The sequence below is a fragment of the Tautonia plasticadhaerens genome (assembly GCF_007752535.1).
Lineage (GTDB): Bacteria > Planctomycetota > Planctomycetia > Isosphaerales > Isosphaeraceae > Tautonia > Tautonia plasticadhaerens.
The window spans coordinates 6449273-6474137 of sequence record NZ_CP036426.1 but is presented as its reverse complement, the minus strand read 5'-3'; the positions used below and the strand labels follow the sequence as shown (position 1 = coordinate 6474137).

Here is a 24865-nt window from a genome sequence, read left to right as displayed (position 1 = left end):
CGGCCACGGCGTCGACCACGTGGTCGCCTTCTCGGTGGACGGGCCTGCCCACCCAAGGGGGGTCGACCAGGCCCGTGGCGAAGAGAATCTCGTCGGAGCCGGCGTGGCGGGGGTGTCGGCGGTAACGTGAATTAATTGATATATTCATATATTAGAACATTAACAATATCGACGGGGCCGTGGTTGGGCCCCTCGGCCGGTCGTCACGCGACGGCGCCGGGCCTTCATCGACATGACCTCCCGCCCGGCGTATCCTGCGGGGTCAGGCCGATCCGACCTCCGGGAGCACGCGACGATGACCACCAGACGGACGTTCCTCCGCCAGTTCTCCGGGGCCGCACTGGCCGGCTCGGGGCTGATCCTCCCGCATCGGGCTGCCAGGGCCGAGGTCGTCCGGGCGGAGGCCCCCGTCCGGGCCGTGACGAGCGGGCCGAAGGCCCATTTCTTCGGCTACTACGACAAATGCCCCTGGGACGCCACCGGTCGGTACCTGCTCGGCATGGAGATCGGCTACTGCGACCACCAGCCCGAGCCCGGCGACGAACTGACCGTCGGGATGGTCGACCTGGAGGAGGGGGATCGGTTCATCCCCCTCGATCGCACCGCCGCCTGGTCCTGGCAGCAGGGGACCATGCTCCAGTGGCTCGGGTCGGCGCCGGACCGCGAGATCATCTACAACGGCGTGGAGGACGGACGGTACGTCGCCACCATCCGGGACGTCCACGCCGGGTCTTCCCGCACGCTTCCCCGGCCGATCTACGCCGTCGATGCCTCGGGGACGAAGGCCGTGACCCTGGACTTCGACCGCCTCAACCGACTCCGGCCCGGCTACGGCTACAATGCGATCCCCGAGGCTTTTCCCGACGACCCGGCGCCGGAGGACGCGGGCATTTACGCCATGGACCTCGCCTCGGGCGAGGACCGGCTGATCATCCCCATCGCCTGGGCCGCCGCCAACGAGCCCGACGAACGGTTCTCGAGCGGGATGCACCACTGGTTCAATCACCTGCAATTCAACCCGTCCGGCGACTTCTTCATCTTCCTGCACCGCTGGGAGATCCCGGGCAGCCGCTGGCAAACGAGGATGTATGTGGCCCGTCCCGACGGGTCGGACATCCGGCTGATCCAGGACACCGGGATGGTCTCACACTTCGACTGGAGGGACGACCGCACCATCCTGGCCTGGAGCACGACCCCGGAATCGGGGGACGCTTTCTACCTGTTCGACATCGACTCCGGCGCCATAGAGCCGATGGGCAGGGACGTCCTGCCCCGGGACGGGCACTGCTCCTATTCGCCCGACCGCGAGTGGATCCTCAACGACACCTACCCCGACTCAGACCGGATGCAGACGCTGATGCTCTACCGACCGGGGGACGACCTCCGGGTCGAGGTGGGAGAATTCTACCTGAGCCCCGAGCTGTCCGGGCCCGTCCGGTGTGACTTGCACCCTCGATGGAACCGGGACGGGACCAGGGTCTGCATCGACTCGGCCCACGAGGATCGGACCAGGCAACTGTACGTCGTCGACGTGTCGTCGATCACGGAGGGGTAGTCGGCCCCGACGGCGCCGGGCGGTCGATTCGGGGCGAGACGGGCCCCAGCCCCTTGTGTGCGGGGCGGGGGCCCGATCCGGCCGGGTCGCGGGAGACGACCGGGCGGTCAACGATCCTGGTCCTCGCCATCGCCTTTGGACCGCTTGAGGGCGTCGATCTCCTCGCGGAGCCGTTCGAGCTGCTCCCTCATCTCCTCGATCGCCCTCCCCAGATCACCCGTCGGCGGGACCGGGTGGGAGAAGGTGCGGTTCTGGCCGGGGCCGGGACGGATGGCGCCGGTCTCGGGATCGATCATGACGCCGGGGCCGAAGAACCTGAGTCCCGCGGGTGGATGACGGGGGTCCGGTGAGCCCGCGGGTGCGGCGACCTTCTCGGGTGAAACCTCGACGGTGATCTCCTCCCCGTCCCGCATGAGAGTCAGCTCGACCGCCTCTCCGTCGGTCCCCTGGACCTGCTCGGACAGCTCCTGGGCGCCGGCGATCGGCTCGCCGTCGATCTCGGTGAGGATGTCGTTCGCCTTGATCCCGGCCTCCTCGGCGGCGCTGTCGGGGGTCACTTCCATGACGATCACGCCCCGGCCCTCGGCGAGGCCGAGCTGGGACCGGACGGCGTCGTCGGGGACCTCGATCATGACGCCGAGCCGGTAGCGATCGCCCCCCTCGCCGGACGGCCTTGGCCGGTCGACTTCGACGGACTGCTCCTCGCCGCGCCGGACTAGGGTGATGGAGAGGGTATCGCCTTCCGCCTCCTCGACGGCCTGTGCCAGGTCGTCGAGGTCGCTCAAGGGGGTGTCCCCCAGTGCCAGGAGGATGTCGTTCGGCTCGATCGCCCCGGCGGCGGGGCCGTCCTCGGCAACCTCGGCGACGACCACGCCCTGGCCCTCGGGGAGTTCGAGGTGGGACCGCAAGACCGCCGGCATCTCCCGCAACTTCAGGCCGAGTGCCGAAGCCTCGTTTTCGGGTTGCTGGAAGAAGAGTTGGAGGTCGGACTGTCCGGGGTCGACCATCATCCGTCCCGGGTTGAACCGGAAGGTGCGGGCGTTGCCGGGCATGTGACGCTGGAAGAGTTCGAACTGGCGGCGGAACTGCTCCATCTGCTCCGGGTCGGGGCGGCCGTCCGAGCGGAATTGCCGGATCTGTGGGGCCCTACCTTCGGGCTGGGATGGTTCGCCCTGCTGGGCGGCGATGGTCCCGGCCGGGACCAGAACGAGGCCGACGGCCAGGGCGGTCCGGAGCCTTGGGGTCGAGATCATGGGTCGTCCTCCTGATTCTCGCGTTGGGGCGATGCCCGGGGCACCGCCGGTTCCTGCCGGGCGGGTCGCCGTCCGGCCCCGATTCACCCCGGTCGCCGGGCGAGTGGCCTCGCCCATCGACCGGGTTCAATAGGTCAGGCGGGTCGGCTGCCGGAGCAGGACCTCGTCGACCGGGATGGTGAGATAGCGGCCGGCCTCGTCGAGTTGCACCGAGACGAGCCGTCGTTGGAGCTCCACGTCGAAGCCGCTGAGCTCCCAGGAGCGGCGGACTTCCTCGGGGACGAAGGAAGGTTGGTCCCGGAGCCATCGGTCGTCGATCCCGGGCCCGGACAGGACGGGGACCTGGACGACCGGGACATCCGGGTCATCATCCGAGGCGAGATTCAGGAGGCCGATCGCCTGGTAAGCGGGGGCGGCATTCGGGGAGGCCGGCGGATCGGGCGGTTCACCTCGGCCGGCCATCGCCGACCGATGCTCCGTGGAGTCGGACGAGGGGGGGGGCTGCGGGCCGAGGTGTTCCGGGTCCCCCGCGAGGGTCGGGGCGATCGGCCCGGAGGGCGGGGCTGATCGGGGGACCGGTCCGGTTGACCGCCCGACCAGGAAGGCCGCTACGGCAATCGCGGCGGCCACGGCGACGGGGACGAGCGGGAGCCGGGGACGCAGCAGGACGGCGGGCTCTCCCGGGGACCGCCCGGCGGGGAAGGGTTCCGCCAGCGACCCGATCGCTGTCCGCCACGACTGGGCTTCCAGGAAGGCGAGGGCGCAGCGCCGCCAGCCGCCGGGCTCGGCGTCGAGGGCGAGCAACAGGGCGCGTCGCTCGAGATCGGGGAGGGCCCCCTCGACCAGGAGATCGAGACGCTCGGCGGAGGTCGGGGGGAGGGGGGTGTTCGGGTCCATCGGGGACACTCGCCCTGGGGGCGTTCCGAGGGGAGGAATGGGGCTCGATTCAGTCGCCGTCGCACGGCTGGGCGAGCCGGTCGAGCCGGGCCCGCAGCCGGGCCCGGGCGCGGTGCAGGCGGGCCTCGACGGCAGATGCACTCAATCCGAGGCGGTCGGCGATCTGACGGCAGGACCAGTCCTCGGTGTACTTCAGGAGCAGGAGTTCGCGGTCCTTCGGGGGTAGTTCGTCGACCGCGAGTCGGACGAGCCGGTCCCGCTCGTCGGCGAGGAGCCAGGTAAGCGGGTCGGCGGGCCTGGCCCGGGTCTCGGCCTGGGCGGCCCGGGCGTATCGATCGACGAGCTTCCGCCGCCGTCCCTGCGAACGGCGATGAAGCAACGCGTGACGGACGGCCAGCCGGTAGAGCCAGCCGCCGACCCGGGCCGGGTCGACGATCGGGGCCTGCTGCGCCACGGCGGCGAGCGAGACTTCCTGCATGACCTCGTCGACCCCCTGGGGCTCCCCGAGCCGGGCCCGAATCACGGTCCGGAGCCATCGGCCGTGCTCGGCCAGTACGGCCGACCAGTCGATGGACCCGTCTCGGGACGCCGGCCCGATCGGCAGTGGGGAGGGATGTGACGCGGCCATGCTGAGAGGAGAGTTACCGCAAGGGCGGATCCCTTGCGGAAAAAAGTCTCCCGACCGGTCCGGAAGTCCGGAGTGCGGCGACCGAGCAGTGCCGTGAGTCAGGCCCCTGGTCCGCTCACGGGGTCGATTCGGTCGCCCGCCAGAGGGCGATCCGCCGGAGGGCGTCCTGGGATGCGGCGAGGAGGTCGCTCCCCTCGGCCTCGAAGTGCTGCGAAACGGCACGGTCGCCGATGACCGGGACGACGCATCGGAAGACGACCGGGCCCCCGAACTCCCCCTCGACCCAGAAGCGGCCGACCCCGAGTTGCTCCATCCGGCGACGGACCTCGGCCCAATCACCCTCCGACGGGGAGTCGGAGACGCCGGCCTTCTGGAGCCCCTCGTCCCTGGAGATGGCGGGGGGCGACGACGTGTCGGCGGCGGGGAGGATGGGTCGGGCCGGGGCGGCCGAGTCGGGGGAATCAGTCCAATCGTCGGGTGGGGCCGGGCCGGAGGCGAGCTGCTGCGGGGGGGACACAGGTTGGCCGTCGGCCGGTCCCTCGCGGGTCTCTGCCTCGTCCGAAGACGCGGAGACCTGGGCGATCGGGCGGCCGGGGACGCGATTCCGCGCGGCATCGAACAGGGAAGGGGGCGGCAGGGGAGCCCCCGTCGCCGGACCGGACTGGGGGCGTGTCTGCTCGTCGGCGGGGAGTTCGGGGCGGGTCGATGAGGCGATCGAAGGCCCCTTCGGCGCCGGGACGGCGGGCGATTGGGCGTCCCGTGACTCGGGGGTTCGTGCCTCGGGTCCCCCTTCGGTCGAGGAAGGGGGCGCGAAGGGGGACGAGTTGGCGACGGGGAACGGGAGCCTCGGAGGGGCCGGATCGGCGTCGGGCGCCGGGATGGTGAGGGGCCCGGAGACCTCGGGGATCGGGACGCCGTCCGCGAGCTCGTCGGGAGCCGGGGCGTCCCTCCGGGACAGCTGCTCCCGGATCCAGGCGAGGCCCGGCCCATTGATGAGCGCCCCGCCGGCGAACGCAGACAGGATGAGCAGGACGGCGAACAGGCCCTGTCGCACGGCGGCCTCCTTGCCCGATCCCGCCGCGGGATCGGGGGGAAAGACCCCGGTCGCGGCGGCCGGCGACTCAATCATCGACGCTCCCGGTCGAATCCCCGACCAGGGGCGGCATCACTATCAAATTCGGGTGATTGTCGCAAGTCCGTCCGTGTCGCCGCCGATCTTGGTCGGATCGGTCGGCTGAATCGAGACCGGGCTGCACCGAGCACAGGCCCCGGGGAGTCCAACCGTCATGGCCGCGACCACTTACGTCCGGGGCGGTGGCTCTTGCAAATCGAGACGTCCCGCGTGCCGGGGGGCGCTTGGCGTTCGGGGCCGGACCCCGACGGAGGCGTGTGAGGACGCCTCCCGGATCGCCCGGGAATCTGGTAGGCTCGGACGCATGTTCGGCGCGATCGTCCAGGCCGTGATGCTGCCCTTCCGGGGCCTGTCGGTGGCCTTCCACCTGATCGGCCGGCTGGCCTCGCTGCTGCTGGGCTTCTTGCTGATGATCGGGGGGGCGGCGCTTCTGGCGGGGCCTCTGGCCCTGCTCGGCGTGCCTCTGTTCCTCTTCGGGGTGTTCCTGACGCTGAGGGCGCTGGGCTGACCGACCCGATGGTCCGGAGGCGGGCCCGAACCTGCCATGAGGCCGATCTATCTCGACCACAACGCCTCCGCACCGCTCGACCCGGAGGTCCTGGAGGCGATGCGGCCCCACTGGCTGGCCCCGGGAAATCCAGGGAGTCGCCACGGCCTGGCGAGGGGTCCGAGGCGGGCGCTCGACCAGGCCCGGGAGACAATCGCCCGGATTCTGAACGCCGAGCCGTCGGAGGTCGTCTTCACCTCCGGGGGCACGGAGGCGAACAATCTGGCGATCTTCGGGCTGGCCGGGGGGATTGGGGGACGAGGGGGAGCAGGAAGCCTCGTCTCCAGCCCGATCGAGCACCCGGCGGTGGCCGAGCCGGTGTCCCGGCTCGAGGCCGAGGGATACGAGGTCGGTCGGGGCGTCGTGTCTTCGGACGGCCGAGTGACGATCGGGTCGATGCTCGACCGGATCGATCCGGGGACGAGGCTGGCGACCCTGATCCTGGCCCACAACGAGACGGGGGTGCTCCAGGACGTGGCGCTGCTCGCCGATCAGGCCGGGGTGCCGGTCCATACGGACGCGGTCCAGGCGGTCGGGCGGATCCCCGTGGATTTCAAGCGACTGGGCGTGGCGACGCTGGCGGCGAGCGCCCACAAATTCCACGGCCCGGTGGGGGTGGGGGTGCTCCTGGTCCGGACCGGGTGCCGGATGGAGCCGATGCTCCTCGGGGGGGGACAGCAGGGCGGCCGGAGGCCGGGGACGCAGGCGGTGGCCCTGGCGGTCGGGATGGCGGCGGCGCTGGGGCGTTGGCATCGCGAGGCCGGGGCCCGGATCGAGCGATGGCTCGCCTTAAAGCGACGGCTCGAGGGGGCGATCGTGGCCGGGCTGGGGCGGGACGCGGTCGTGACGACCGGCCCGATCGGGCCGGGGGCCACGCTGCCCCAGACCTTGCACCTGGGCTTCCCGGGGCTGGACGGGGACGCGTTACTGATGCAACTGGACCTGGCGGGGGTGTCGGCCTCCCTGGGCTCGGCGTGCGCCAGCGGCTCGACCTCCGCCTCCCCCAGCCTGGTGGCGATGGGGGTGCCGGCCGACCGCTTGCGGTCGTCGGTCCGGTTCAGCATGGGAGCCGGGACGACCGAGGACGAGGTGGATGAGGCGGCCCGTCGGGTGGTCGCCGTGGTGCGGGGGGTGGCCGAGGCCGGGGGGGGCATCCCCGGCCTCCCCGGCCGTCCCCGGGAGTGAGGTCGTCGCCGGTCGCCCCCGATAGACGAAGGCCACGCCGGTCAACGTGCGGCGGCCACGCGAACGGTCGGCGGCTGGGAACGCGACTGGAGTTCGTAGACGGCCGTTTCGAGGGCCCTCAGGGCGACAACCGTCTCGCGAGAGACTTCGAGGTGCCCGTCCAGCAGGGTCTGGATCTGGTCCTGGTAGAGTTTCTGGTTTTCTGCATTATGGGCGATCAGTTGGCGGATCTGGTCCTGGAAGGAAGACTGGGCGGCCGCCACTCGGTTGTTGAAGGTCTCGGTGACCTGGCCGAGGTTGAGCTGGGATTTCTCCTGTTGCTTCAGGAAGAGGATGACGGTGACGATCAGCGCCGCGACGCTACCGCCACCGGGGAGCATCTTGAGCAATTCGATTTCCACGTTCGGACTCTCCGGATCGCGAGTTGCGACTACCTTGATCGGTGTGATCCTCCGGGAGTTCCTCGGGCCGCGTGATCCTCGGGGCGGTTCCAGGTCCCGACCTGGGGGGAGTTCCTGGTCGGGATCGGTCGTCGGGTGGGCCTGACTCGGCCGCGTCGTCACGCTGTCGTCGGATCCCGGGTGCGATGCCATCGAGGAGACGGGCACCCGGTCCGATCGGGTTCGACCTTCCGGCGGGAGGGGCAGATTCGTCATCCCCTTCAACAATAAGATCAGGGGATCGGGACGAAATAGTCACTTTTTCTGGGCGAATTCGCGGAAATGTCCGGATCAGGGGCCGGTGGGCGCCCGGGAGGGCCTCGACGCGCCCGGGGGAGGGGCCGGCGGGAGGGGGCCGGACGAGGAGAGGGGATCGGCGGCGAAGGGTTGCAACGCCTCCGCCATGGCGGAGGCCGAAGGCCAACGGTCCTTGGGGCTCTTCTCGAGCGACCTGCGGAGGATGCGGTCGAGGGCATCCGGGGCGTCGGGCCGGTGGGCTCGGAGGGGGACGGTGGGATGCTCCAGCGTCTTGGTGATCGCGTCGGCGTTCTTCGGGTCGAAGTCGAGGAAGGGGTAGTGGCCGGTGAGCAGGTGATACAGGGTGGCACCGGCGCTATAGATGTCGGCCGGCCACTTGACCTCGCGGAAGTCCCGGATGTGATCGGGCGAGAGGAAGCCCATCGAGCCGCCGAAGTCCCCCTCGGTGGTCAGGCCGTTGAAGCCGGCTTCATCCCGGAAATTCTTGGCGAGGCCGAAGTCGGAGAGCTTGACCAGGGGGCGGCGGGCCCCCCCCATGACCAGGACGTTGGAGGGCTTGATGTCCCGGTGGACGAATCCCTTGCCATGGGCATGATCGAGGGCCTGGAGCAACTGCACCCCGATCGAGGCGATCGAGGAAATCGGTGGCGCCTCCGGGAGGGTTTCGACCCATCGATTGGCCCCCTTCCCGTCCACGTATTCCATCAGCAACTGGAACTGGCCCTCGTCCTCGAACGCCTCGAAGAAGGCCACGATGTTGCGGTGGCGGAGGTTGCGGAGGACGTTCATCTCCCGGAGGAAGTAGGCGCGGGCCCGCTCGCTGGCGGCGACGGTCGGCATCATCACCTTCAGGGCGACGGGGCGGTTGTCCGCCTCCCATCGGGCGAGGAAGACCTCCCCCATGCCGCCGCCGCCGATCCAGCGCTCGATCCAGTAGCCCCGGGGAGGCCGGGGGAATCGGCGTCGCCGCGAGGCGCAGGCGGGGCAGTACCACTCGACCGGCTCGTCCGGGCGGGCGGAGATGGTCAGATCCGGGGGCGCGGGGGTCCCGCAGCCCCGGCAGGAGACCGGGATCAGGCCGGAGGACTCGATGGCGACTTCGAAGGCGCTGTTGCCGGCGGTGATCGCGTCGCCGTCGTTGAGCCTGGTGCTCTCGACCCGGACCCCGTTGACCCGGATGCCGTTGGTGCTGCCCAGGTCCCGGACCGAGAAGACGGGGGGGTTGACCTCGACGAGGAAGTGATGACGGGAGAGGAAGGGGTCGTCGGGCATCGGGCACTGCGCGTCGGAGGCCCGGCCGACGACGAAGGTCGCGTGGCGGTCGAAGACGAAGGTCCGCCCCTGATGCGGCCCGGAGGTGACGCGCAGTTCGGCTTTCATCAGACGGGGCGCCTCCGATGCCGTGGCCGACCTCCGCGGGGTGTGATCGACGGGCCCGGTCAGCCCCCGAGGCGCTCCCGGGCGATCTCCCGGAGCCGTCGGAGGTCGAGCTTCCCGGACCCCAGCACCGGGATCTCTTCGACGGCGACGAAGTCGTCGGCCGAGGGGATCCAGAGTTTCGGGAGGGTGCCCGATTGGAGTCGTCGGGCCACGTCCTGGGGCGACATGGCCAGGCCGGGGGTGTGCAGGACGACCAGTCGCTCCCCGCGCTTCGGGTCGGGCAACGAGGTGACGACGGCGACCTGGTCCCCCCCCCCACCGGCGGCCTCATTGATGGCCGACTCGACGACGCCATGCGGGACCATCTCGCCGGCGACCTTGGAGAAGCGGCTGAGCCGGTCGGTGATCGAGAGGAAGCCGTCGGGGTCGACCAGGCCGAGGTCACCGGTCGAGTACCAGCCGGACTGGAGCACCTCCGACGTGGCGTCGGGCCGGTCGAGATAACCGGGCATGATCTGGGGGCCCTTGACGCAGATGATCCCCTCGCGACCTGGGGGGAGATCCGCCCCGGTTTCGGGATCGATCGTCTTGATCGTCGTGCCGGGCATCGGCTGGCCTACCGTCCCGGGGCGATTCCCGGGGACGGGGCGACCGTCGGTCGCCTTGCGTTCGTACGGGCTGTTGACCGAGACGACCGGGCCGGTCTCGGTGCACCCGTAGCCCTCCAGGGGGTCGATCCCCCACGCCTCCCGGATCTGGCCGGCCAGCTCCGGCTTGAGCTTCTCGGCCCCGAGCACGAGCAGCCGGACCGAGGAGAAGTCTTCCTTCTTGCACCGCTTCAGGTAGCCCCGGACGAAGGTCGGGGTGGCGAGGATGACCGTCGCCTTGTGCTCCCTCGTCAGCTTGGCGATCACCTGCGCGTCGAGCGGGTTGGTGTGATAGACCCCCTTCAGGCCGATGCAGGCGACGGTCCAGAGCGGCACCGTGAAGCCGAAGGAGTGGAAGAACGGCAGGATGCCGAGGACCACGTCGGCCGGCGTCAGGTGGATGTGGGATTCGATCTGCCGGGCGTTGGACAGGATGTTGCGGTGCGTCAGCACGACGCCCTTGGGCTGTCCGGTCGAGCCCGACGTGAAGATGATCGTCGCCGGGGCATCGAGATCCTCATGCTTCAGGCCGGGCAGGACCGACCCCATCGCGGAGATCGGTATCAGCAGGGCGACGCTCGCCGCCCATGCCTTGTCGAGCGGGCCGACGAGCTTGGCGACGTCCTCCAAGACGACGAGCTGGCCCTTCGGCCGCAGGGGGATGCGGTCGAGCATCCGCTTCGACGAGAGGACATGGGTGATCTGCGCCTGGTCGACCGCCGAGTCGACGGATTCCTGATTGGCCGTGTAGTTCAGGTTCACGGGCACTCGACCTCGGAGCGTCAGCGCGAGATTGGTGACGGCCCCGGCACAGGTCGGCGGCAAGAGCACGCCGACGTTCCTGGCCGGCCCGATCACCCGCTCCAGGACCCGGCCCAGCGCCAGTGCTTTGATCAGTGCCTGCCGGTAGCTCAAGGCCGCACCGGTGCTGTCGGCGAACGCGGGGGCACCCGCGCGGTGCCGGGCCGAGCAGACGAAGGCCCGGCCGAGGGAACTCCAGGACGCCGGCATCGGCGGCATCGAAACAAGCGGCGCGGGAGTGGCCTCGGCTCCGACGGGGCGAGCGGCGGTCTCAACACTCATCATCGTCACTCCCGACCTCAGGAGGGCGACGCGGGGCGGCTTCGAGGAGGGCGATCGCCACGCGTCGATTATGACCATACGGGATCGGATCGCCTCAAGCAATGGCGACTCAACGCGATCCGACGCTGGAGGGCGTCAATGGCGCCGTGTCGCGGCGGGTCTCCCGGGAGGTCACTGGGACGACCGGTCGGAGGCGTGCCACGACGACATCGGCAGGCCGGCCCCCTGGGGAATCCGGGGAACGCTGAAATAATCGGCCGGGGCCGCGCGTCGTTTCTTCGACCAGCGTGAGGGTCCTCGATGGAGACCGCCAGCGACCCGCCCCGGGCCGGAGATCCCGCCGGGTCGGCCCGAGCCTCGGGCCGCCTGGATGCCGAGACCGTCGCGGACCTCTTCGCGGAGATCGGCCCGGAGGTGTACCGCTTCCTGCTCGGGATGCTCCGGGATTCCCACCAGGCGCAGGACGCCCTGCAGGCCACCTTCGCCAAGGCGGTCGAGCGGGGGCACGACGCCCGGCCCGATTCGCTCCGAGGGTGGCTGTTCCGGGTCGCCTTCCGCGAGGCGATCGATCAGAGACGACGCGGCGGCCGTCAGCGCCGGCTGGTCCGGGGACTCGGGTGGCTCCGGGAGTCGGCCGACCCCGGGGCGACTCGGCCGACCGACCCCGTGGTGCGGGCCGAGCGGATCGAGGCCGTCCGGGACGCCCTCGCCGGCCTGCCAGCCGCCTATCTCGACGTGGTGAATGCCCGGATCTTCGAGGAAAAAACCTTCGCCCAAATCGCCGAGGAACGGGGGCTGCCCCTGGGGACCGTATTGACCCGGATGCGTCGGGCATTGGACCGGCTCTCCAGACGCCTCCGAGACGAGGACGAACCATGACCGCCGCCGACCTCACAGGGGACGAACGCACGCGATGGCTGGCCTTCCTCTACGTCGCCGACGAGCTGGGGGAGGCCGAGCGGGAGGATTTCGAGGCCCGGCTCGCCGAAGATCCCGACGCATGCGCCATCGTCGCCGGGATGGTCGAACTGTTGATCGCCTGTCAGCGGTCGAGAACTGAGGTCGCCGATCGACGACGGGCCCGTCGGACCGCCGGTGCGGCGGCGGGACTCGCCTTGGCCGCGGCCGTCGCCATTGCCGCGTTGTCGGGGGTGAACGCTCGCCCCGTCCCGGAAGTCGAACCCGGGGGGGCGATCGCCCTGGAGCAGGCCTGGTCCCGGCTCCAGCGAACCTTGGGGGAGGCGGACGAGGTGACCTCGGTCGAAGCGGAGCCGGACGAATCGTGGCCCGAGCTGCTCGCGGAACGATCCGGGGCAGGGGGCGAGGAGTCCGGCGGAACCGAACCCCCGGGCTGGCTAATCTCCGCCGTCGCCCTCTCGGCCTCGTCGGACTCGTCCGAGCCGCAACCGCTGGAGAATTGATCCGATGCCCTTCGCTCGACCGATCCCGGCGATGGTCGCCCTGGGCTTCATTCTCTGCGCCTCGATCGCGGCCCAGGATCCGGCCGGCGAGGGGGGCGTGGCTCCCGAGGGCGGCCTGACCCGGAGTCCGGGCACGGAGGCCGCGGCGCTGGAGTTCGTCCGGGAGCACCACCCGGAACTCGCCGACTTGCTCGTCCCGCTCCGGGCGATGGACCGGGACGCCTACGACGACGCCATCCGAGACCTCACGCGGACCCGGGAGAACATCGATCGCCAGCACCGTCGCGACCCCGACCGCGCCGCCCTCTTGCTCGAGACCTGGAAGGCCCGATCTCGGGTCGACCTGATCACGGCCCGACTGATCAGCACGCCCGATCCGTCGCTCGAGCGGGCGCTCCGCGAGGGACTGGCCGAGCAGCTCGATGCACAACTCGCGCTCCAGGTGTACGACCGTGCCCAGCTCCAGAGGCGATTGGAGCAGCTGGACGAGCAGATTGGCCGCCTCAGGCGCAGGGGAGACGCGCTGATCGAAGCTCGCCTCAACGCCGCCTTGAAGGAGGTCGACCGTGTCCGTCGACTGGACGGTCGGGGGAGGCCTTCCAGACCGGCCGACATCCCCGATCCCCGCCCGAACCGAGTCGAAGGAGCCAGACCACGATGATCCGATCCCTCGCCGCGTCCCTGGCCGTCCTGCTCGTGACGACCTCGGGAGGGCCGACGGGCCGGGCCGCCGACGCCCTGCCGCCCGCCTCCGCCCGATTCGCCGAGCCGGTGGCCACGGAGGAGGTGCCGGACTTCCAGAGGCACGTCCTCCCATTGATGGGCCGGCTTGGCTGCAACGGGAGGGCGTGTCACGGCTCGTTCCAGGGGCAGGGGGGCTTCCGCCTCTCGCTGTTCGGATACGACTTCGAGTCCGACCACGAGGCGCTCTTGGCGGGGGGGGATGGCCGGGTCGCCGTCGAGGTCCCCGAGCGAAGCATGATCCTGGAGAAGCCCACCCTCACCCGGCCCCACGAGGGCGGCCAGTTGCTCGAATACGGCACCTGGCAATACGAGATGATTCGTCGATGGATCGAAGGCGGCGCCGAGCCCGCCGCCCGGGAGGCCGCATTCGATCGACTCGAGGTCATCCCCGCCGAGGTCGTCTTCTCGGGGGACCGGCAGTCGATCCCCTTGAAGGCGATCGCCCACTGGTCCGACGGCACGTCCGAGGACGTGACTTGCCTGACCCGATTCCAGTCGAACGACGATTCGATCGCCGAGGTCGATCCCGAGGGGGTCGTCACGAGCGTCGGGGCGGGGGACACCTACGTGATCGCCTCCTACGACAACGGCGTGGTGGGGACGCAGGTGATCCGGCCCGTGGCCGATCGGGGCGAGACGGACGACCCGGAATTCGCCTCACCGACGGAGGTCGATCGGCACATCGCCGCCAAGCTGGGGAAGCTCGGTATCGTCCCCTCCGAGGTCTGCACCGACGCGGAGTTCCTCCGCCGAGTCAGCCTGGACCTGACCGGCTCCCTGCCGGCCCCCGACGAGGTCCGGGCCTTCGTCGCCGACGAGGCCCCCGAGAAGCGATCGAGGAAGGTCGACGAGGTGCTCGAGCGGCCGACCTACGCCGCGTGGTGGACGAATCTGCTCTGCGACATCACCGGCGCCTCTCCGGACAACCTCCGTGGCCTGGCCGCCGGGAACGAGATGGCCCGGCACTGGTACGAGTGGATTTACGAGCGAGTCGAGGGGAACACCCCGTACGACGAATTGGTCTCCGGCATCGTCCTCGGCACGAGCCGGGAGCCGGGGCAGGACTACGACGACTATCTTCGAGATACCGCCGCCCTCTATCGGGCCAGGGATCCGGTCGAGTTCGCCGACCGCGACTCGATGCCCTATTTCTGGGCCAGGAGGAACCTCCGGCAGCCGGAGGAGAAGGCGCTGGCCTTCAGCTACGCCTTCCTCGGCGTCCGGCTCGAGTGCGCCCAGTGCCACAAGCACCCGTTCGACCAGTGGACCCAGGACGACTTCAACCAGTTCACCGCCTTCTTCCGGCCGATCTCCTACGGCATCAACCCCGCGGAGCGGGACCGCGTGAGGGCGCTGGAGGAGGAGATCGGCATCGCCGGCAGGCCGGGCGGCGAGAAGCGTCGGGAGATCGCGAAACGCCTGAGGATGGGAGAGATCGTCCCGTTCGAAGAGGTCTACATCGTCGGATCCCGCATGAGGTCCGAGCGGAAAGGCTCCGCGTCACGATCCCGGGGGGGGCGGGTCTTCACGCCGCGAGTGCTCGGCGGCGACGAGGTCACGCTGACCGGATATTCCGACCCCCGGGAGCCGCTCATGGAGTGGCTGCGGGGCCCTGAGAACCCGTATTTTGCCCAGGCATTCGTCAATCGGGTCTGGGAGAACTCCTTCGGCCGGGGGATCATCGACCCCCCCGACGACATGAACCTCGCCAACCCTCCGAGCAACCCGGCCCTGCTGGATTCCCTGACCCGAGGGTTCATCTCCAGTGGGTACGACATGAAGTGGCTTCACCGGGAGATCGCCAACAGCCTTGCGTACCAGCGGAGCTGGCGGCCGAACGAGACGAACCGGCTCGACGACCGGAATTTCAGCCGGGCCGTCGTGCGCCGCCTGCCGGCCGAGGTGCTGCTCGACGCCGTCTCCCAGGTCACGGCCGAGCCCGGGGAGTTGGCCGCTTTTGCCGTCAACGCCGACGAGCGTTCCTTCGGGCCCCGGCAGCGGGCTGGGGGCGGACGGGGCAGGGGGGACTACGCAGGGCGTGTCTTCGGCCGGTCGACCCGAGACACCAATTGCGATTGCAGCCGGTCCGACGAGCCGAACCTGCTCCAGCTCATCTACCTCCAGAACGACCGGGAACTCCATGCCGCACTCGACCGACGCGACGGCTGGGTGAGATCGCTGGCCCGCGTGGCCGACGACTCCTCGACGCCCGCCATGCTCGTCGAGGAGGCCTTCCTCCGGACCCTCTCCCGAGAGCCCGACGCGGCCGAGTTGGCCTCCTCGCTCCGTTATTTCGAGGGGTCGAAGGACGCGAGGGACGGGCTCCGAGGCCTGATCTGGGCCCTGATGAACACCAAGGAATTCATGACGAACCATTGATGACGCGGGGCGGATGGCCGATCAGCCCTCGGCCCGATCGATCGTCCACCTCCTGAGCTCACAAAGTCGATTTTCAACCCCGATCGATCCCGATCCATCCCGTGCATTCCCATCCCTCTCCCCCGAAGGAGGCTCACTCGATGGCCACGAGCCGGACCTGCGACGGCGTCCGTCGCCGCGACTTCCTCAAGATCGGCGTGCTGGGCGGCACTGGCCTGTCCCTTCCCTCCTTCCTCCGCATGGCAGAGGCGGGCGATCTGAAGCGGGGCAGGGCGACCGCCGCGATCCACATCAACCTCGGCGGCGGGCCGTCCCACCTGGATACGTTCGACCCGAAGCCGGGGGCGCCGGAGGGGATCCGGGGTGAGTTCTCGACCATCGCCACCAACGTGCCCGGCATCGGACTTTCCGAGCACCTGCCGAAAATGGCTCGGTGTGCCGACAAGTACACGATCTTCCGAGGAATCAGCCACTCGCTGGCGGCACACGACCTCGGCTCGAAGTACCTGAATACGGGGAACCGGCCGTTGCCCTCCCTCACCTTCCCGGGGTACGGGGCGGTAGTGAGCAAGGAGCTGGCCGCTCCGGCCGACATCCCGCCGTTCGTGGCGATCCCCGACACGCCCCAGGTCGCCGGGTACCTCGGCGTCGAGTACGCGCCGTTCAGCACCCAGTCGACCCCGCGGGCCGGACAGGGGTTCAACGTCCGGGGGATCTCGCTGGGAGGTGGGCTGACGGTGGAGGAGATCGACCGCCGCCGAGATCTCCTGCAGAGCATCGACCGGACCTTCGCCGGCTTCGAGTCGAGCGATCTGATCAATGGCATCGACGCCTTCTCGCAGCGGGCCTATGACATCATCAGCTCCCCCCGATCCCGGGAGGCGTTCGACATTGGCAGGGAGTCCGCGTCGGTGGCGGGGCTCTTCGGCGAAGATCCCTTCTCGCAAAGCTGCCTCCTCGCCTCCCGGCTGGTCGAGGCCGGAGTCCGGTTCGTGAGCATCAATAACGGCGGCTGGGATACGCACCAGGAGAATTTCAACCGCTTGCGGGATCGCAACCTCCCGGCGCTCGACGGCGGGCTCTCCGGCCTGTTCCTTGCCCTGGAGCAGAAGGGTCTGCTGGGGTCGACGCTCGTGTTCGTTTGCGGGGAGTTCGGCCGGACGCCGAAGGTCAATCCGCGGGGCGGCCGGGATCACTACCCGAGGGCGATGTTCGTCGTCATGGGAGGCGGCGGGATCGCCGGCGGCCGCGTGGTCGGCGCCAGCGACGAGACCGGTTCCGGCCCCGCCGAGGGCGATGGATTCGCCCCCGATGACATCGCGGCCACTCTTTACGACCGACTCGGGATCGACCACTCCAGGGAGTATCACACCCCCACCGGGCGACCGGTGGCGATCGTCCGGTACGGCACCCCGATCGCCGAGGCCCTGACCTGACCTCGATCGCCCCGGGGCGGCATCACGCCCCGGGATTGCGCCCATCCGCACCACCCCTGGCTCAAGGGCGTGTGACCAGGATTGCGACGACGATCAGCTGGATCGCCGTGAAGGCCGCGATCCCGATCAGGATCCCGGGCTTTCGACGCTTGTGTCCGAGTGCGAGGACTCCCAGGGCGGCGCCGATGGTGCCCCCGAGGGCCGCCAGGCCCAGCAGGGCCGACTCGGGGACCCGTCGGCGATCCCGGACGGCGCGATGCTTGTCCCAGGCCCAGACGGAGAGGGTCGCCAGGTTGATCGTCACGAGCCAGGCCGACGCCCAGGGGAGACCGGAGACGCGGAGCAAGGCCGTCGCGAGCCCGACCGGGCCGATCACCGCCACGATCGAGGCCAGGGCAGGGGGGATGCCGACCCTGCCGGGCCGGACCCGGACGGCCCGGGGCCCCCGGTCTGACTCCTCGACGAGGAACCGCACCTGCTGGCCGGGCCGGAGTTCTTCGCCGCCGACCACCGAGGAGGCGTGCACGAACGCATCCTCGGCCAGGGCCGGTGAGCGGATGAAGCCGAAGCCGCGTTCCCGATCGAACGACACGACCACCCCGCGAGACTCGCCCCTCATGGGTCCTCGCCTCCGAGCCGGGCGGATCGATCAGGAGCGGGGAGCACGGTGGGACGTTCGGTCTCATCCCGGAGTCGCTTGAGCCGGGCCATGTCGTCCCAGATTCGGCCCAGGATCGTCGGGGCGACTCGGGGGGAGCGACGGGCCTCGGCCACCCGGCTCGTCAGGTCCGAGCGGAGCGACTCCATCCGCTGAGGATCGAGCCGACCGGTGCCGACGACCTCGTCGAGCATCGCCTCCGATCGCCGGACTGCGTCCTCCCATTCCTGCTCCGGGATCCCGGGGGGAGTGATCGCCGAGAGGGAGCCGACCACGGGAGCGACCTTCGACTTCCCGTAGTCGATCCGTCCCCGGATCTCCTGCCTCCAGTCGATGAAGATCACGTAGAGCGTTCCCCAAATCAGGAGTGCGCCTCCCACCGACCCGACCACGAAGAGTCGGCCGGGGACCCCCGGCCGGGTCGTGTTGCCGATTCCCCCCGGGCGGACGTCGAGCCGGGACCTCGGCTTGCCCATCGCGCGAGGCCAGTGACGTCGCATCATGCAAGCCCCCGGCGAGCGTGGAGGGAATTGACCCTCGTGGGCGTGTGAGATCCAGCGAGGCGAATTCTAGACGGCAGGGAGTTGCCCGGTCAGCCCTGGAACGGGGTGGGGATCTCGAACAGTGACTTCTCCAAACCCCGCAATCTTCTTCCCCGGCCCGCCTGGACCGGGATGCTCGAATGCATCTCATATCATCGTAAACGTCGGTATCCGCCCATTCCAGACCCGCTCCCATGATCTCGTCGTCGAAAAAATTCTGGTTGACCGAATCCGCATCGGCGTTCATCCCCGTACCGGTCGCCCGAACCGACTCCGGGAACTGCGTCGATGGCGATAATGTACCCTTTCGCGCAGCGTCCAAACAGCGGTCGTTCGACGAGGAATCGAGATTCGGCCATCCGTGCAGAACACCGCAGCCGTCAATTTGAATTATTACGGATTCGATGCCGGGATTACGATGCTTCCTTCGAATGCCTCGTGATTACGGGTCGTAAGCCTGGCGAAAACCGCTTGCCTCGGATCGGATTCTTCGGTATAACCACGAAAGAATGAGGCGTCGCCTTTTTCCGCTGCGGGATTGGTTCAATGGTAGAACGACAGCTTCCCAAGCTGTAAACACGGGTTCGATTCCCGTATCCCGCTTCCGATTGACGACGACCCCGACCAGCCCCTGGGCCCCTGTCTTGCCCAGGTCCGTTGCGACGCACACGCCGACCGATCTTCGGCTCCTGAGCTGAAGTCACTCACTTCACAGGCTCTTAAATTCGAGACCGGGTCCCCGAAGTCGGGTGGGGCGTCTCGGCCTCCTGAACACCCTCCCCAATCCACCGACTGGAGCGTCCCTATATTGGACCCCGGGCGTGGATCCCATCCTCGACTCCCCCTCTCGCGACCACGGCACATTTAGGATGCGTCAGGGCCTGGGATCGAGAAGGCGACGTTCCGGCATTGCGGCCGCCAGAGTCGCATGATAGCGTGCTCGCGCTCGATGGCTTGCTTGGAAGTCGCGATCCCATCGGAGGGGACTAGAATCGATGCCGAGGTTCCTCCATGCCGCCGACATCCACCTGGATAGCCCGATGTGCGGCCTGGAACGCTACGACGGCGCGCCGATCGACCGGATCCGCACCGGAACGCGGAGGGCTTTGGAGCGATTGGTCAACCTGGCGATCGAACAGCGAGTCGATTTCGTCCTGATCGCGGGCGACCTCTATGACGGGGACTGGCGTGACTACAACACCGGCCTGTTCCTCCGACGCACGCTCGGGAGGCTGAGCGAGGCTGGAATCCCGGTCTACATCATCGCCGGCAATCACGACGCCGAGAACCGGATGACCCGATCCCTCTCGATGCCTGAGGGGGTGAAGTTGCTCGCCACCGACCGGCCGGAGACCGTGCGGGTCGATTCCCTGGATGTGGCGGTCCACGGCCAAGGCTTCGCCACCCCAGCGGTCACCATCGACCTTTCGGCGAGCTACCCCGATCCGGTGCGGGGCTGCCTGAACGTCGGCATGCTTCACACCTGCGTCGCCGGGGCGGAGGGGCACGAACGTTACGCCCCCTGCGCCGTCGATGGACTGAGGGCGAAGGGTTATGACTACTGGGCACTTGGCCATATCCACCTCCGTCACGAGGTCCATGACGATCCCCCCATCGCCTTCCCCGGGAACCTCCAGGGACGCCACGTCCGAGAGACCGGCCCGAAGGGCTGCCTGATCGTGGACCTGGAACCCGGCCAGGGTGCCCGATCGACGTTCCACCGGCTCGACGTCATGCGCTGGGAAGTCCTGGATCTTGACGCCTCGGGACTCTCCCATCCGGACGACCTCCTCGGCCGGGCCGCGCAGGCGTTCCGGGAGATCATCGACCTGGAAGACGACCCCGACCGGCTGATCGCCGTCCGGGTCCGGGTGCTCGGCGCCTCGGCGTGGCACGACCGATTCATGGCCGATGGGGGCCGATGGATCAACGAGATCCGGGCCCAGGGCCTCGACGCGGGTGGCGACCGCCTCTGGGTCGAGCGAGTCAAGCTCGCCACCCGGCCGCCGACCCGCCCCGACGACGACGGCGGTGACGGGCCGATCGACGCACTGATGCGACTGGTCGACTCCTATCGGGCCGATGACGATCGGCTTCGGGAACTTGCCGGGCGGCTCTCCGAGCTTCGCCGCAAGCTCCCCCCCGAGTTTTCTTCCGGGGACGACGCCGTCTGCCTCGACGATCCCGACTGGCTCCGGGAGATGCTCGACCGCGTCGGGCCGATGCTCATCCATCGGCTTCGAGCCGCCAGGGAGCCACTCTCATGAAGATCCGGCGGTTGGACCTGATCGCCTACGGGCCCTTCACCGACGTCTCCCTCGACCTCTCGGCCGGTGCCCGGGGCCTCCACCTGATCCACGGTCCCAACGAGGCGGGCAAGAGTTCCGCGCTCCGGGCCATTCACGACCTCTTCTACGGCATCCCGCTCCGATCGAGCGATAATTTCATTCACGACTACAACCAGCTCCGTATCGGCGCCGAGATCGAGGACAGCCAGGGCAGGGTCCTCGAATTCCGGAGGCGCAAGGGGAGCAGGAACACGCTGCTCTCCGCCGACGATGAGACGCCGCTGGAGCCCGGGGCGATCGACCGATTCCTCGGCGGGGTCGAGTCCGAGACTTTCCGATCCCTGTTCGGCATCGACCATCGCCGGCTCGTCGAGGGCGGGAAGGCGATCCTCGAAGGCCGAGGACAGGTCGGTCAATTGCTGTTCGCCGCGGGTTCGGGGTTGACCGGCCTCCAGGCCGCCACGTCGAGCATCCAGGCGGAGCTGGATCTCCTCTTCAAGCCGCGGGGGCAGAATCCGGAGATCAACCGACTGCTCGGCGAGTTGAACGGCCTTCGGAAACAGGTCCAGGAGCGTCAACTCCCGGGCGAGGAGTGGACCTGGCACGACGAGGCCTTCCGAGAAGCGACCCGGAAGAAGGAGGGCCTCGACCGGCATCGCCAGGATCGCGTTCGGGAGCGCAATCGACTGCTCCGGATCCGGGACGCGTTGACGCCGATCGTCGAGCGAGAGCAACTCCTGGGGCGCCTCGACGCCGTCCGGGACGTGGTCCCGCTGCCGGTCGACTTCGCCGACCGCCACCGCACCGCCCGGGAGTCGCTCACCCGGGCCGTCGCCCTCGCCGAGCAGGCCGATTCCGACCTTGGTAGTTTCGAGGAACGGCTTCAGGCGATCTCGCCTCCCGATGAGGTGCTCGCCAAGGCCGAGGCGATCGAGTCGCTGCACCGTCGACTGGGCGAGTTCCTCAAGGGCCAGCAGGACCGCCCGGGGCTGCTTCGGATGCAGCAGGGGGACGAGCACTTCGCCCGCAACCTGCTCGTCGAGCTGGGGAAGCCACGCGATTTGCAGGCGGCCGAGTCGCTCCGCATCAGGGGCGACATGCCCGAGCGTATCCGCGAACTGGGCCGCCAACGGGCCTCGATCGACGCCGACCTGGCCGGCCATCGACAGGCCCTCGAATCCCTCGGCGACCAACTCCGCGAACTAACGGGGGCAGTCGACCCGACCGGCCCGGAGCCCGACGTCGAGCCGGTCCGCCGCGTCGTTTCACGCTGCCACCGGCTCGGCGACCCCGAGTCCGAACTCGCCCGAGGCCTCGTCGAGCTCGAAGACGAGCGGGGGTCGCTCCAACTCGACCTGCAGCGGCTCCCCCACTGGTCCGGCCCCCTCGACGAGCTGTCGCGACTTCGCGTGCCGCTCGAGGAAACGATCACCGAGGTCTCCCGGGAAATCTCGGACCTCGAACGGCTCATCGGCCGGGCAGACGACGAACTCGCGGAGGTTGGTGATCAACTCGAGGTGGTCGACGCGGAGATCCGGGCCCTGGAGCTGGAGCAAGGGGTCCCAACCGAGGCCGACCTCGTCTCGTCCCGACTCCGTCGTGACATGGGCTGGCGACTGGTCAGGCTTGACTGGCTGGACCGGGGCTCGCCCCCGGATGAGCGTTCGTCCTTCGTCGACGAGTATGCTCCTGGGGGGACGCTGCGAGAGGCCTTTGAGCGAAGCATGGCGCACTGTGACGAGCAGGCCGACCGTCTCCGCCGCGAGGCCGACCGGGTCGCCAGGCGTTCCGAATGCCTCGCCCGCCGCGAACGGCTTTCCCGACGTCGGGACGAGCTGGCACGCGATCGGCAGGACGGCGCGGATCGCCTCCGGGATATCCGGGGGCGATGGGACGCGCATCTCCTCGCCGAGGGGCTTCCTGCACTTGGGCCCGAGGAACTGCGGGCCTGGGTCCGGAGGAGGGCCGAACTCGTCTCCGTCAGGGAGACGCTCCGCCTCCGTCAGCGCGAACTCGATGCGCTCTCCCGGACCATCGCCGAGCACCGATCGGCAATCGACGCCGCCCTCGCCGAGGCAGGGAACTACGGGATGAACCCCGCCGATTCACTCGCCGACCGAGTCGACCGGGCTTCCGCCTTCATCAACATGGCCGAGGAGGCGAGGGCGACGCGCCGGGAATCGCTCAGGTCGATCGAGAGGACACGCCGCGATCGCGACGATGCCGAACGCCGGCTTCGGGAGGCGGAACGGCGACTCGAAGCGTGGCGAGAAAGCTGGTCTCCCCTCATGGCCCGGCTCGGACTGGAGCCCGAGTCGACGCCGGCACAGGCCGACTCGTTTCTCCGGCGGATCGAGGCGCTCTGGTCCCACCTCGATCAGGCGAGGGGGTTCCGCTCCCGAGTCGAGGGGATCGACCGGGACGCCCGCCAGTTCGCCGACGACGTCGCCGCCGTGGCCCGGGTAATCGCTCCTGAACTGGTCGACCGCCCGGCCGAGGCGGCCGTCTCCGAGGTCTATCGCCGGCTCGGCGAGGCACGAGACCACAGGAAGGAACGCGATTCGATCGCCAGCAACCGGGACGACGCCCGCCTCAAGCTTCGCTCGGCGAATCTGACGATCGCCCAGGAAACAGCCCGGCTGCAGGCCCTCTGTCGGGAGGCCCGCTGCGACACCCCCGACGACCTCCCCGAAGCGGAGGCCACCGCGGCCGAGCGGGCCCGGTTAGAGGCCGACCTCCGCCGCGTCGAGGATCTGATCCGGAGCTGTTGCGCCGGCTCGTCGCTCGACGCCTTCATCTCCGAGTCCCGGGGGATCGATCCCGACGGGCTCGAACTCCGGATCGACGAGCTCGACGAGGAGATCGAACTCATCGAACGGGATCGGTCCGCCCTCGACCAATCCATCGGTGGCGAGCGAGAATGGCTCCGGGCCCAGAGGGGGGGAGACGAGGCCGCCGACGCGGCGGAACGCACCCAGTCGTTGCTGGCCGAAGTCCGCTCCCGGGTTGAAGATTACGCCGCCCTACGACTCGCCCTCGAGCTGCTCCAGTGCGGCATCGAAGAGTTCCGGGAAGAGAACCAGGGCCCCATCCTCCGCCGCGCCGGAGAACTCTTTACCACGCTCACCGCCGGCTCATTCCAGGGACTGGGTCTCGGTGAAGACGATCACGGCCAGCCGGTACTCTTAGGGCTCCGAGACGGTCGCCCCGTCGGGGTTGAGTCGATGAGCGACGGGTCCTGCGACCAACTCTATCTCGCCCTCCGCCTGGCGAGCCTGGAGGGATGGTTTGCCCGGCACGAACCGATCCCGCTCGTCGCCGATGACATCCTGCTGAACTTCGACGACGAGCGATCGGCGGCCGCACTCGTCGCGCTTGCCGAGCTCTCCCGCCGCACCCAGGTCCTCTTCTTCACGCACCACGAACACCTGGTCGAACTCGCCCAAGCCCATTTACCCAACGACGTCCGTACAATCCATCGTCTCGAAAGTCGCGGAGTGGCAGCATCGACTGCTCCCTGAGCGGCTCGGATTCTGGGTACGATCACATTCGAGAATGACCGATCGCTCCCCGGAACACCCTCAGTTCCACCCCATCCCGCCACAATCCCAACAGGTGTGGCTTGCCAAGAATTTCCGTGTTCAAACCGATCAATTAATACCGAAGGTGGGACTCGAACCCACACCCCCTTGCGGGGACCGGATTTTGAGTCCGGCGAATTTCATTTTTTGATTTCCCGTAAATCATTCTCGTTGAATAACTTGTGAATTGAATTCCGGACCTGGGTTGTACTGCTTACAGCAATGCTTACAGTGGCATGCCCAGACCTTCCCCTCGACCCTCACCTCCAGAACCTCGTGCGGGTCAACGAGGAGTCCCGGCTGCCGCACGTCGATGACCTGATCTCCCGCAAGCAGTCCGGCCCCGAGCAGTCGGCCCTGGACGACACCGACGTGGCGTCCGTAAGGGAGCGGCTGGTGGCCGGGCTGATGGAGGCCCAGCGGGAGAGCCTCCTGCCCGAGGCCCCGTCAGCCCGCCCGGCCCTGGACGACCTGCTGGTGCGGCTGAGGCTCGGTTCATCCCTCGGCTGACGGGGATTGACGAGCGGCGTTGCTCGTGGCCGGTTTCCGGCCCGATCCGCCGAGGGCGGCGATCCGCCGGGGGACGGGCTGCCGCTCGGGCCGGTCGAGACGTATCGTAGGGCCGTTCAATCACGCCGTTCGAAGGCCGGAGACGAGATTATGCCCGAGACGCCTGCGGTCCGATGACCGTGCGGGGCCGACCGTCACGGGCGAGGCCGCCGTGGACTCCTACTACGAGCCTGCCCAGGTCGGGACCGGGTAGCGGGGAACCGGGGAGACCATACCGGGGCTCCGGATCGATCCGAGGTGA

The 24865-nt window shown here is 69.1% G+C and carries 20 protein-coding genes and 2 tRNA genes; 12 read left to right on the top strand and 10 right to left on the bottom strand.

Translation table 11 applies throughout. The annotated features are described in order from the left end of the window. The first annotated feature begins 295 nt into the window (after positions 1-295). Positions 296-1555 carry a TolB-like translocation protein gene (locus tag ElP_RS25910; RefSeq protein ID WP_145275095.1) on the top strand — a complete coding sequence of 420 codons (1260 nt, stop codon included), beginning with the start codon at positions 296-298 and terminating at the stop codon, positions 1553-1555. A 107-nt stretch (positions 1556-1662) separates the two neighbouring features. On the opposite strand, the gene ElP_RS25905 is transcribed toward ElP_RS25910, so the two are convergent. The 4 genes from ElP_RS25905 to ElP_RS25890 form a co-directional block, all read right to left on the bottom strand. Beyond that, the gene (locus ElP_RS25905; protein WP_197446371.1) at positions 1663-2808 is read right to left on the bottom strand and encodes a PDZ domain-containing protein; all 1146 of its coding nucleotides are present in this window, start codon (positions 2806-2808) and stop codon (positions 1663-1665) included. 126 nt (positions 2809-2934) lie between these two features. After that, a complete protein-coding gene (locus ElP_RS25900; RefSeq protein WP_145275090.1) occupies positions 2935-3705 on the bottom strand; it encodes a hypothetical protein in 771 nt (256 codons plus the stop codon). A 49-nt stretch (positions 3706-3754) separates the two neighbouring features. Further along, positions 3755-4333: an RNA polymerase sigma factor gene (locus tag ElP_RS25895; RefSeq protein WP_145275087.1), complete on the bottom strand. Its 579-nt coding sequence runs from the start codon at positions 4331-4333 to the stop codon at positions 3755-3757. A gap of 115 nt (positions 4334-4448) precedes the next feature. Next, positions 4449-5387, bottom strand: a complete 939-nt coding sequence (locus ElP_RS25890; RefSeq protein ID WP_145275084.1) for a hypothetical protein — start codon at positions 5385-5387, stop codon at positions 4449-4451. Between the two features lie 382 nt (positions 5388-5769). On the opposite strand from ElP_RS25890, the gene ElP_RS25885 reads away from it, so the two are divergent. After that, positions 5770-5973, top strand: coding sequence for a hypothetical protein (locus ElP_RS25885; protein ID WP_145275081.1), 204 nt, complete (start codon positions 5770-5772; stop codon positions 5971-5973). Between the two features lie 36 nt (positions 5974-6009). Then, positions 6010-7197: a cysteine desulfurase family protein gene (locus ElP_RS25880; protein WP_145275079.1), complete on the top strand. Its 1188-nt coding sequence runs from the start codon at positions 6010-6012 to the stop codon at positions 7195-7197. Between the two features lie 41 nt (positions 7198-7238). Here the strand turns inward: ElP_RS25880 and ElP_RS25875 are convergent, their stop codons facing one another. The 3 genes from ElP_RS25875 to ElP_RS25865 all read right to left on the bottom strand — a co-directional run bounded on the left by ElP_RS25875 (position 7239) and on the right by ElP_RS25865 (position 10933). Next, complete coding sequence (locus tag ElP_RS25875; RefSeq protein ID WP_145275077.1) at positions 7239-7598, bottom strand: hypothetical protein; 360 nt, start codon at positions 7596-7598, stop codon at positions 7239-7241. A 330-nt stretch (positions 7599-7928) separates the two neighbouring features. After that, entirely contained in the window at positions 7929-9275 is a 1347-nt protein-coding gene (locus tag ElP_RS25870) for an FHA domain-containing serine/threonine-protein kinase (protein ID WP_145275074.1), read from the bottom strand. A gap of 59 nt (positions 9276-9334) precedes the next feature. Next, positions 9335-10933 (bottom strand): AMP-binding protein, encoded by a 1599-nt coding sequence (locus ElP_RS25865; protein WP_231749264.1) that lies wholly within the window; start codon positions 10931-10933, stop codon positions 9335-9337. Between the two features lie 372 nt (positions 10934-11305). Between ElP_RS25865 and ElP_RS25860 the strand changes: the two genes are divergently transcribed. The 5 genes from ElP_RS25860 (at position 11306) to ElP_RS25840 (ending at position 16985) form a co-directional block, all read left to right on the top strand. Then, positions 11306-11884, top strand: a complete 579-nt coding sequence (locus tag ElP_RS25860) for an RNA polymerase sigma factor (RefSeq protein ID WP_145275071.1) — start codon at positions 11306-11308, stop codon at positions 11882-11884. Then, positions 11881-12426, top strand: coding sequence for a hypothetical protein (locus ElP_RS25855; protein WP_145275068.1), 546 nt, complete (start codon positions 11881-11883; stop codon positions 12424-12426). The genes ElP_RS25860 and ElP_RS25855 overlap by 4 nt, the downstream gene beginning before the upstream one ends. 4 nt (positions 12427-12430) lie before the next feature. Next, positions 12431-13087, top strand: a complete 657-nt coding sequence (locus tag ElP_RS25850; RefSeq protein WP_145275066.1) for a hypothetical protein — start codon at positions 12431-12433, stop codon at positions 13085-13087. Further along, entirely contained in the window at positions 13084-15549 is a 2466-nt protein-coding gene (locus ElP_RS25845) for a DUF1549 and DUF1553 domain-containing protein (protein WP_145275063.1), read from the top strand. The genes ElP_RS25850 and ElP_RS25845 overlap by 4 nt, the downstream gene beginning before the upstream one ends. 140 nt (positions 15550-15689) lie before the next feature. Beyond that, positions 15690-16985 carry a DUF1501 domain-containing protein gene (locus ElP_RS25840; RefSeq protein WP_145275059.1) on the top strand — a complete coding sequence of 432 codons (1296 nt, stop codon included), beginning with the start codon at positions 15690-15692 and terminating at the stop codon, positions 16983-16985. A 61-nt stretch (positions 16986-17046) separates the two neighbouring features. Here the strand turns inward: ElP_RS25840 and ElP_RS25835 are convergent, their stop codons facing one another. Both ElP_RS25835 and ElP_RS25830 read right to left on the bottom strand, forming a co-directional pair. Further along, positions 17047-17604: a DUF1294 domain-containing protein gene (locus ElP_RS25835; RefSeq protein ID WP_145275056.1), complete on the bottom strand. Its 558-nt coding sequence runs from the start codon at positions 17602-17604 to the stop codon at positions 17047-17049. Continuing rightward, positions 17601-18146, bottom strand: coding sequence for a hypothetical protein (locus tag ElP_RS25830; protein WP_145275053.1), 546 nt, complete (start codon positions 18144-18146; stop codon positions 17601-17603). The genes ElP_RS25835 and ElP_RS25830 overlap by 4 nt, the downstream gene beginning before the upstream one ends. Positions 18147-18717: 571 nt before the next feature. On the opposite strand from ElP_RS25830, the gene ElP_RS25825 reads away from it, so the two are divergent. The 3 genes from ElP_RS25825 (at position 18718) to ElP_RS25815 (ending at position 23994) form a co-directional block, all read left to right on the top strand. Continuing rightward, positions 18718-18788, top strand: a tRNA-Gly gene (locus tag ElP_RS25825). Between the two features lie 392 nt (positions 18789-19180). Next, a complete protein-coding gene (locus ElP_RS25820; RefSeq protein ID WP_145275050.1) occupies positions 19181-20452 on the top strand; it encodes a metallophosphoesterase family protein in 1272 nt (423 codons plus the stop codon). After that, positions 20449-23994 (top strand): YhaN family protein, encoded by a 3546-nt coding sequence (locus tag ElP_RS25815; protein ID WP_145275048.1) that lies wholly within the window; start codon positions 20449-20451, stop codon positions 23992-23994. The genes ElP_RS25820 and ElP_RS25815 overlap by 4 nt, the downstream gene beginning before the upstream one ends. Before the next feature lie 140 nt (positions 23995-24134). On the opposite strand, the gene ElP_RS37430 is transcribed toward ElP_RS25815, so the two are convergent. Beyond that, positions 24135-24222: transfer RNA gene (locus tag ElP_RS37430), tRNA-Leu, on the bottom strand. Between the two features lie 63 nt (positions 24223-24285). On the opposite strand from ElP_RS37430, the gene ElP_RS25810 reads away from it, so the two are divergent. After that, a complete protein-coding gene (locus tag ElP_RS25810; RefSeq protein WP_145275045.1) occupies positions 24286-24564 on the top strand; it encodes a nucleotidyltransferase domain-containing protein in 279 nt (92 codons plus the stop codon). Positions 24565-24865 lie beyond the last annotated feature (301 nt).

Bases quoted from the DNA above. Each gene is read 5' to 3' on its own strand.
- ElP_RS25910 (WP_145275095.1), top strand. From the start codon at position 296: ATGACCACCAGACGGACGTTCCTCCGCCAGTTCTCCGGGGCCGCACTG.
- ElP_RS25905 (WP_197446371.1), bottom strand. From the start codon at position 2,808: ATGATCTCGACCCCAAGGCTCCGGACCGCCCTGGCCGTCGGCCTCGTT.
- ElP_RS25900 (WP_145275090.1), bottom strand. From the start codon at position 3,705: ATGGACCCGAACACCCCCCTCCCCCCGACCTCCGCCGAGCGTCTCGAT.
- ElP_RS25895 (WP_145275087.1), bottom strand. From the start codon at position 4,333: ATGGCCGCGTCACATCCCTCCCCACTGCCGATCGGGCCGGCGTCCCGA.
- ElP_RS25885 (WP_145275081.1), top strand. From the start codon at position 5,770: ATGTTCGGCGCGATCGTCCAGGCCGTGATGCTGCCCTTCCGGGGCCTG.
- ElP_RS25880 (WP_145275079.1), top strand. From the start codon at position 6,010: ATGAGGCCGATCTATCTCGACCACAACGCCTCCGCACCGCTCGACCCG.
- ElP_RS25870 (WP_145275074.1), bottom strand. From the start codon at position 9,275: ATGAAAGCCGAACTGCGCGTCACCTCCGGGCCGCATCAGGGGCGGACC.
- ElP_RS25865 (WP_231749264.1), bottom strand. From the start codon at position 10,933: ATGCCGGCGTCCTGGAGTTCCCTCGGCCGGGCCTTCGTCTGCTCGGCC.
- ElP_RS25860 (WP_145275071.1), top strand. From the start codon at position 11,306: ATGGAGACCGCCAGCGACCCGCCCCGGGCCGGAGATCCCGCCGGGTCG.
- ElP_RS25855 (WP_145275068.1), top strand. From the start codon at position 11,881: ATGACCGCCGCCGACCTCACAGGGGACGAACGCACGCGATGGCTGGCC.
- ElP_RS25850 (WP_145275066.1), top strand. From the start codon at position 12,431: ATGCCCTTCGCTCGACCGATCCCGGCGATGGTCGCCCTGGGCTTCATT.
- ElP_RS25845 (WP_145275063.1), top strand. From the start codon at position 13,084: ATGATCCGATCCCTCGCCGCGTCCCTGGCCGTCCTGCTCGTGACGACC.
- ElP_RS25840 (WP_145275059.1), top strand. From the start codon at position 15,690: ATGGCCACGAGCCGGACCTGCGACGGCGTCCGTCGCCGCGACTTCCTC.
- ElP_RS25835 (WP_145275056.1), bottom strand. From the start codon at position 17,604: ATGAGGGGCGAGTCTCGCGGGGTGGTCGTGTCGTTCGATCGGGAACGC.
- ElP_RS25830 (WP_145275053.1), bottom strand. From the start codon at position 18,146: ATGATGCGACGTCACTGGCCTCGCGCGATGGGCAAGCCGAGGTCCCGG.
- ElP_RS25820 (WP_145275050.1), top strand. From the start codon at position 19,181: ATGCCGAGGTTCCTCCATGCCGCCGACATCCACCTGGATAGCCCGATG.
- ElP_RS25815 (WP_145275048.1), top strand. From the start codon at position 20,449: ATGAAGATCCGGCGGTTGGACCTGATCGCCTACGGGCCCTTCACCGAC.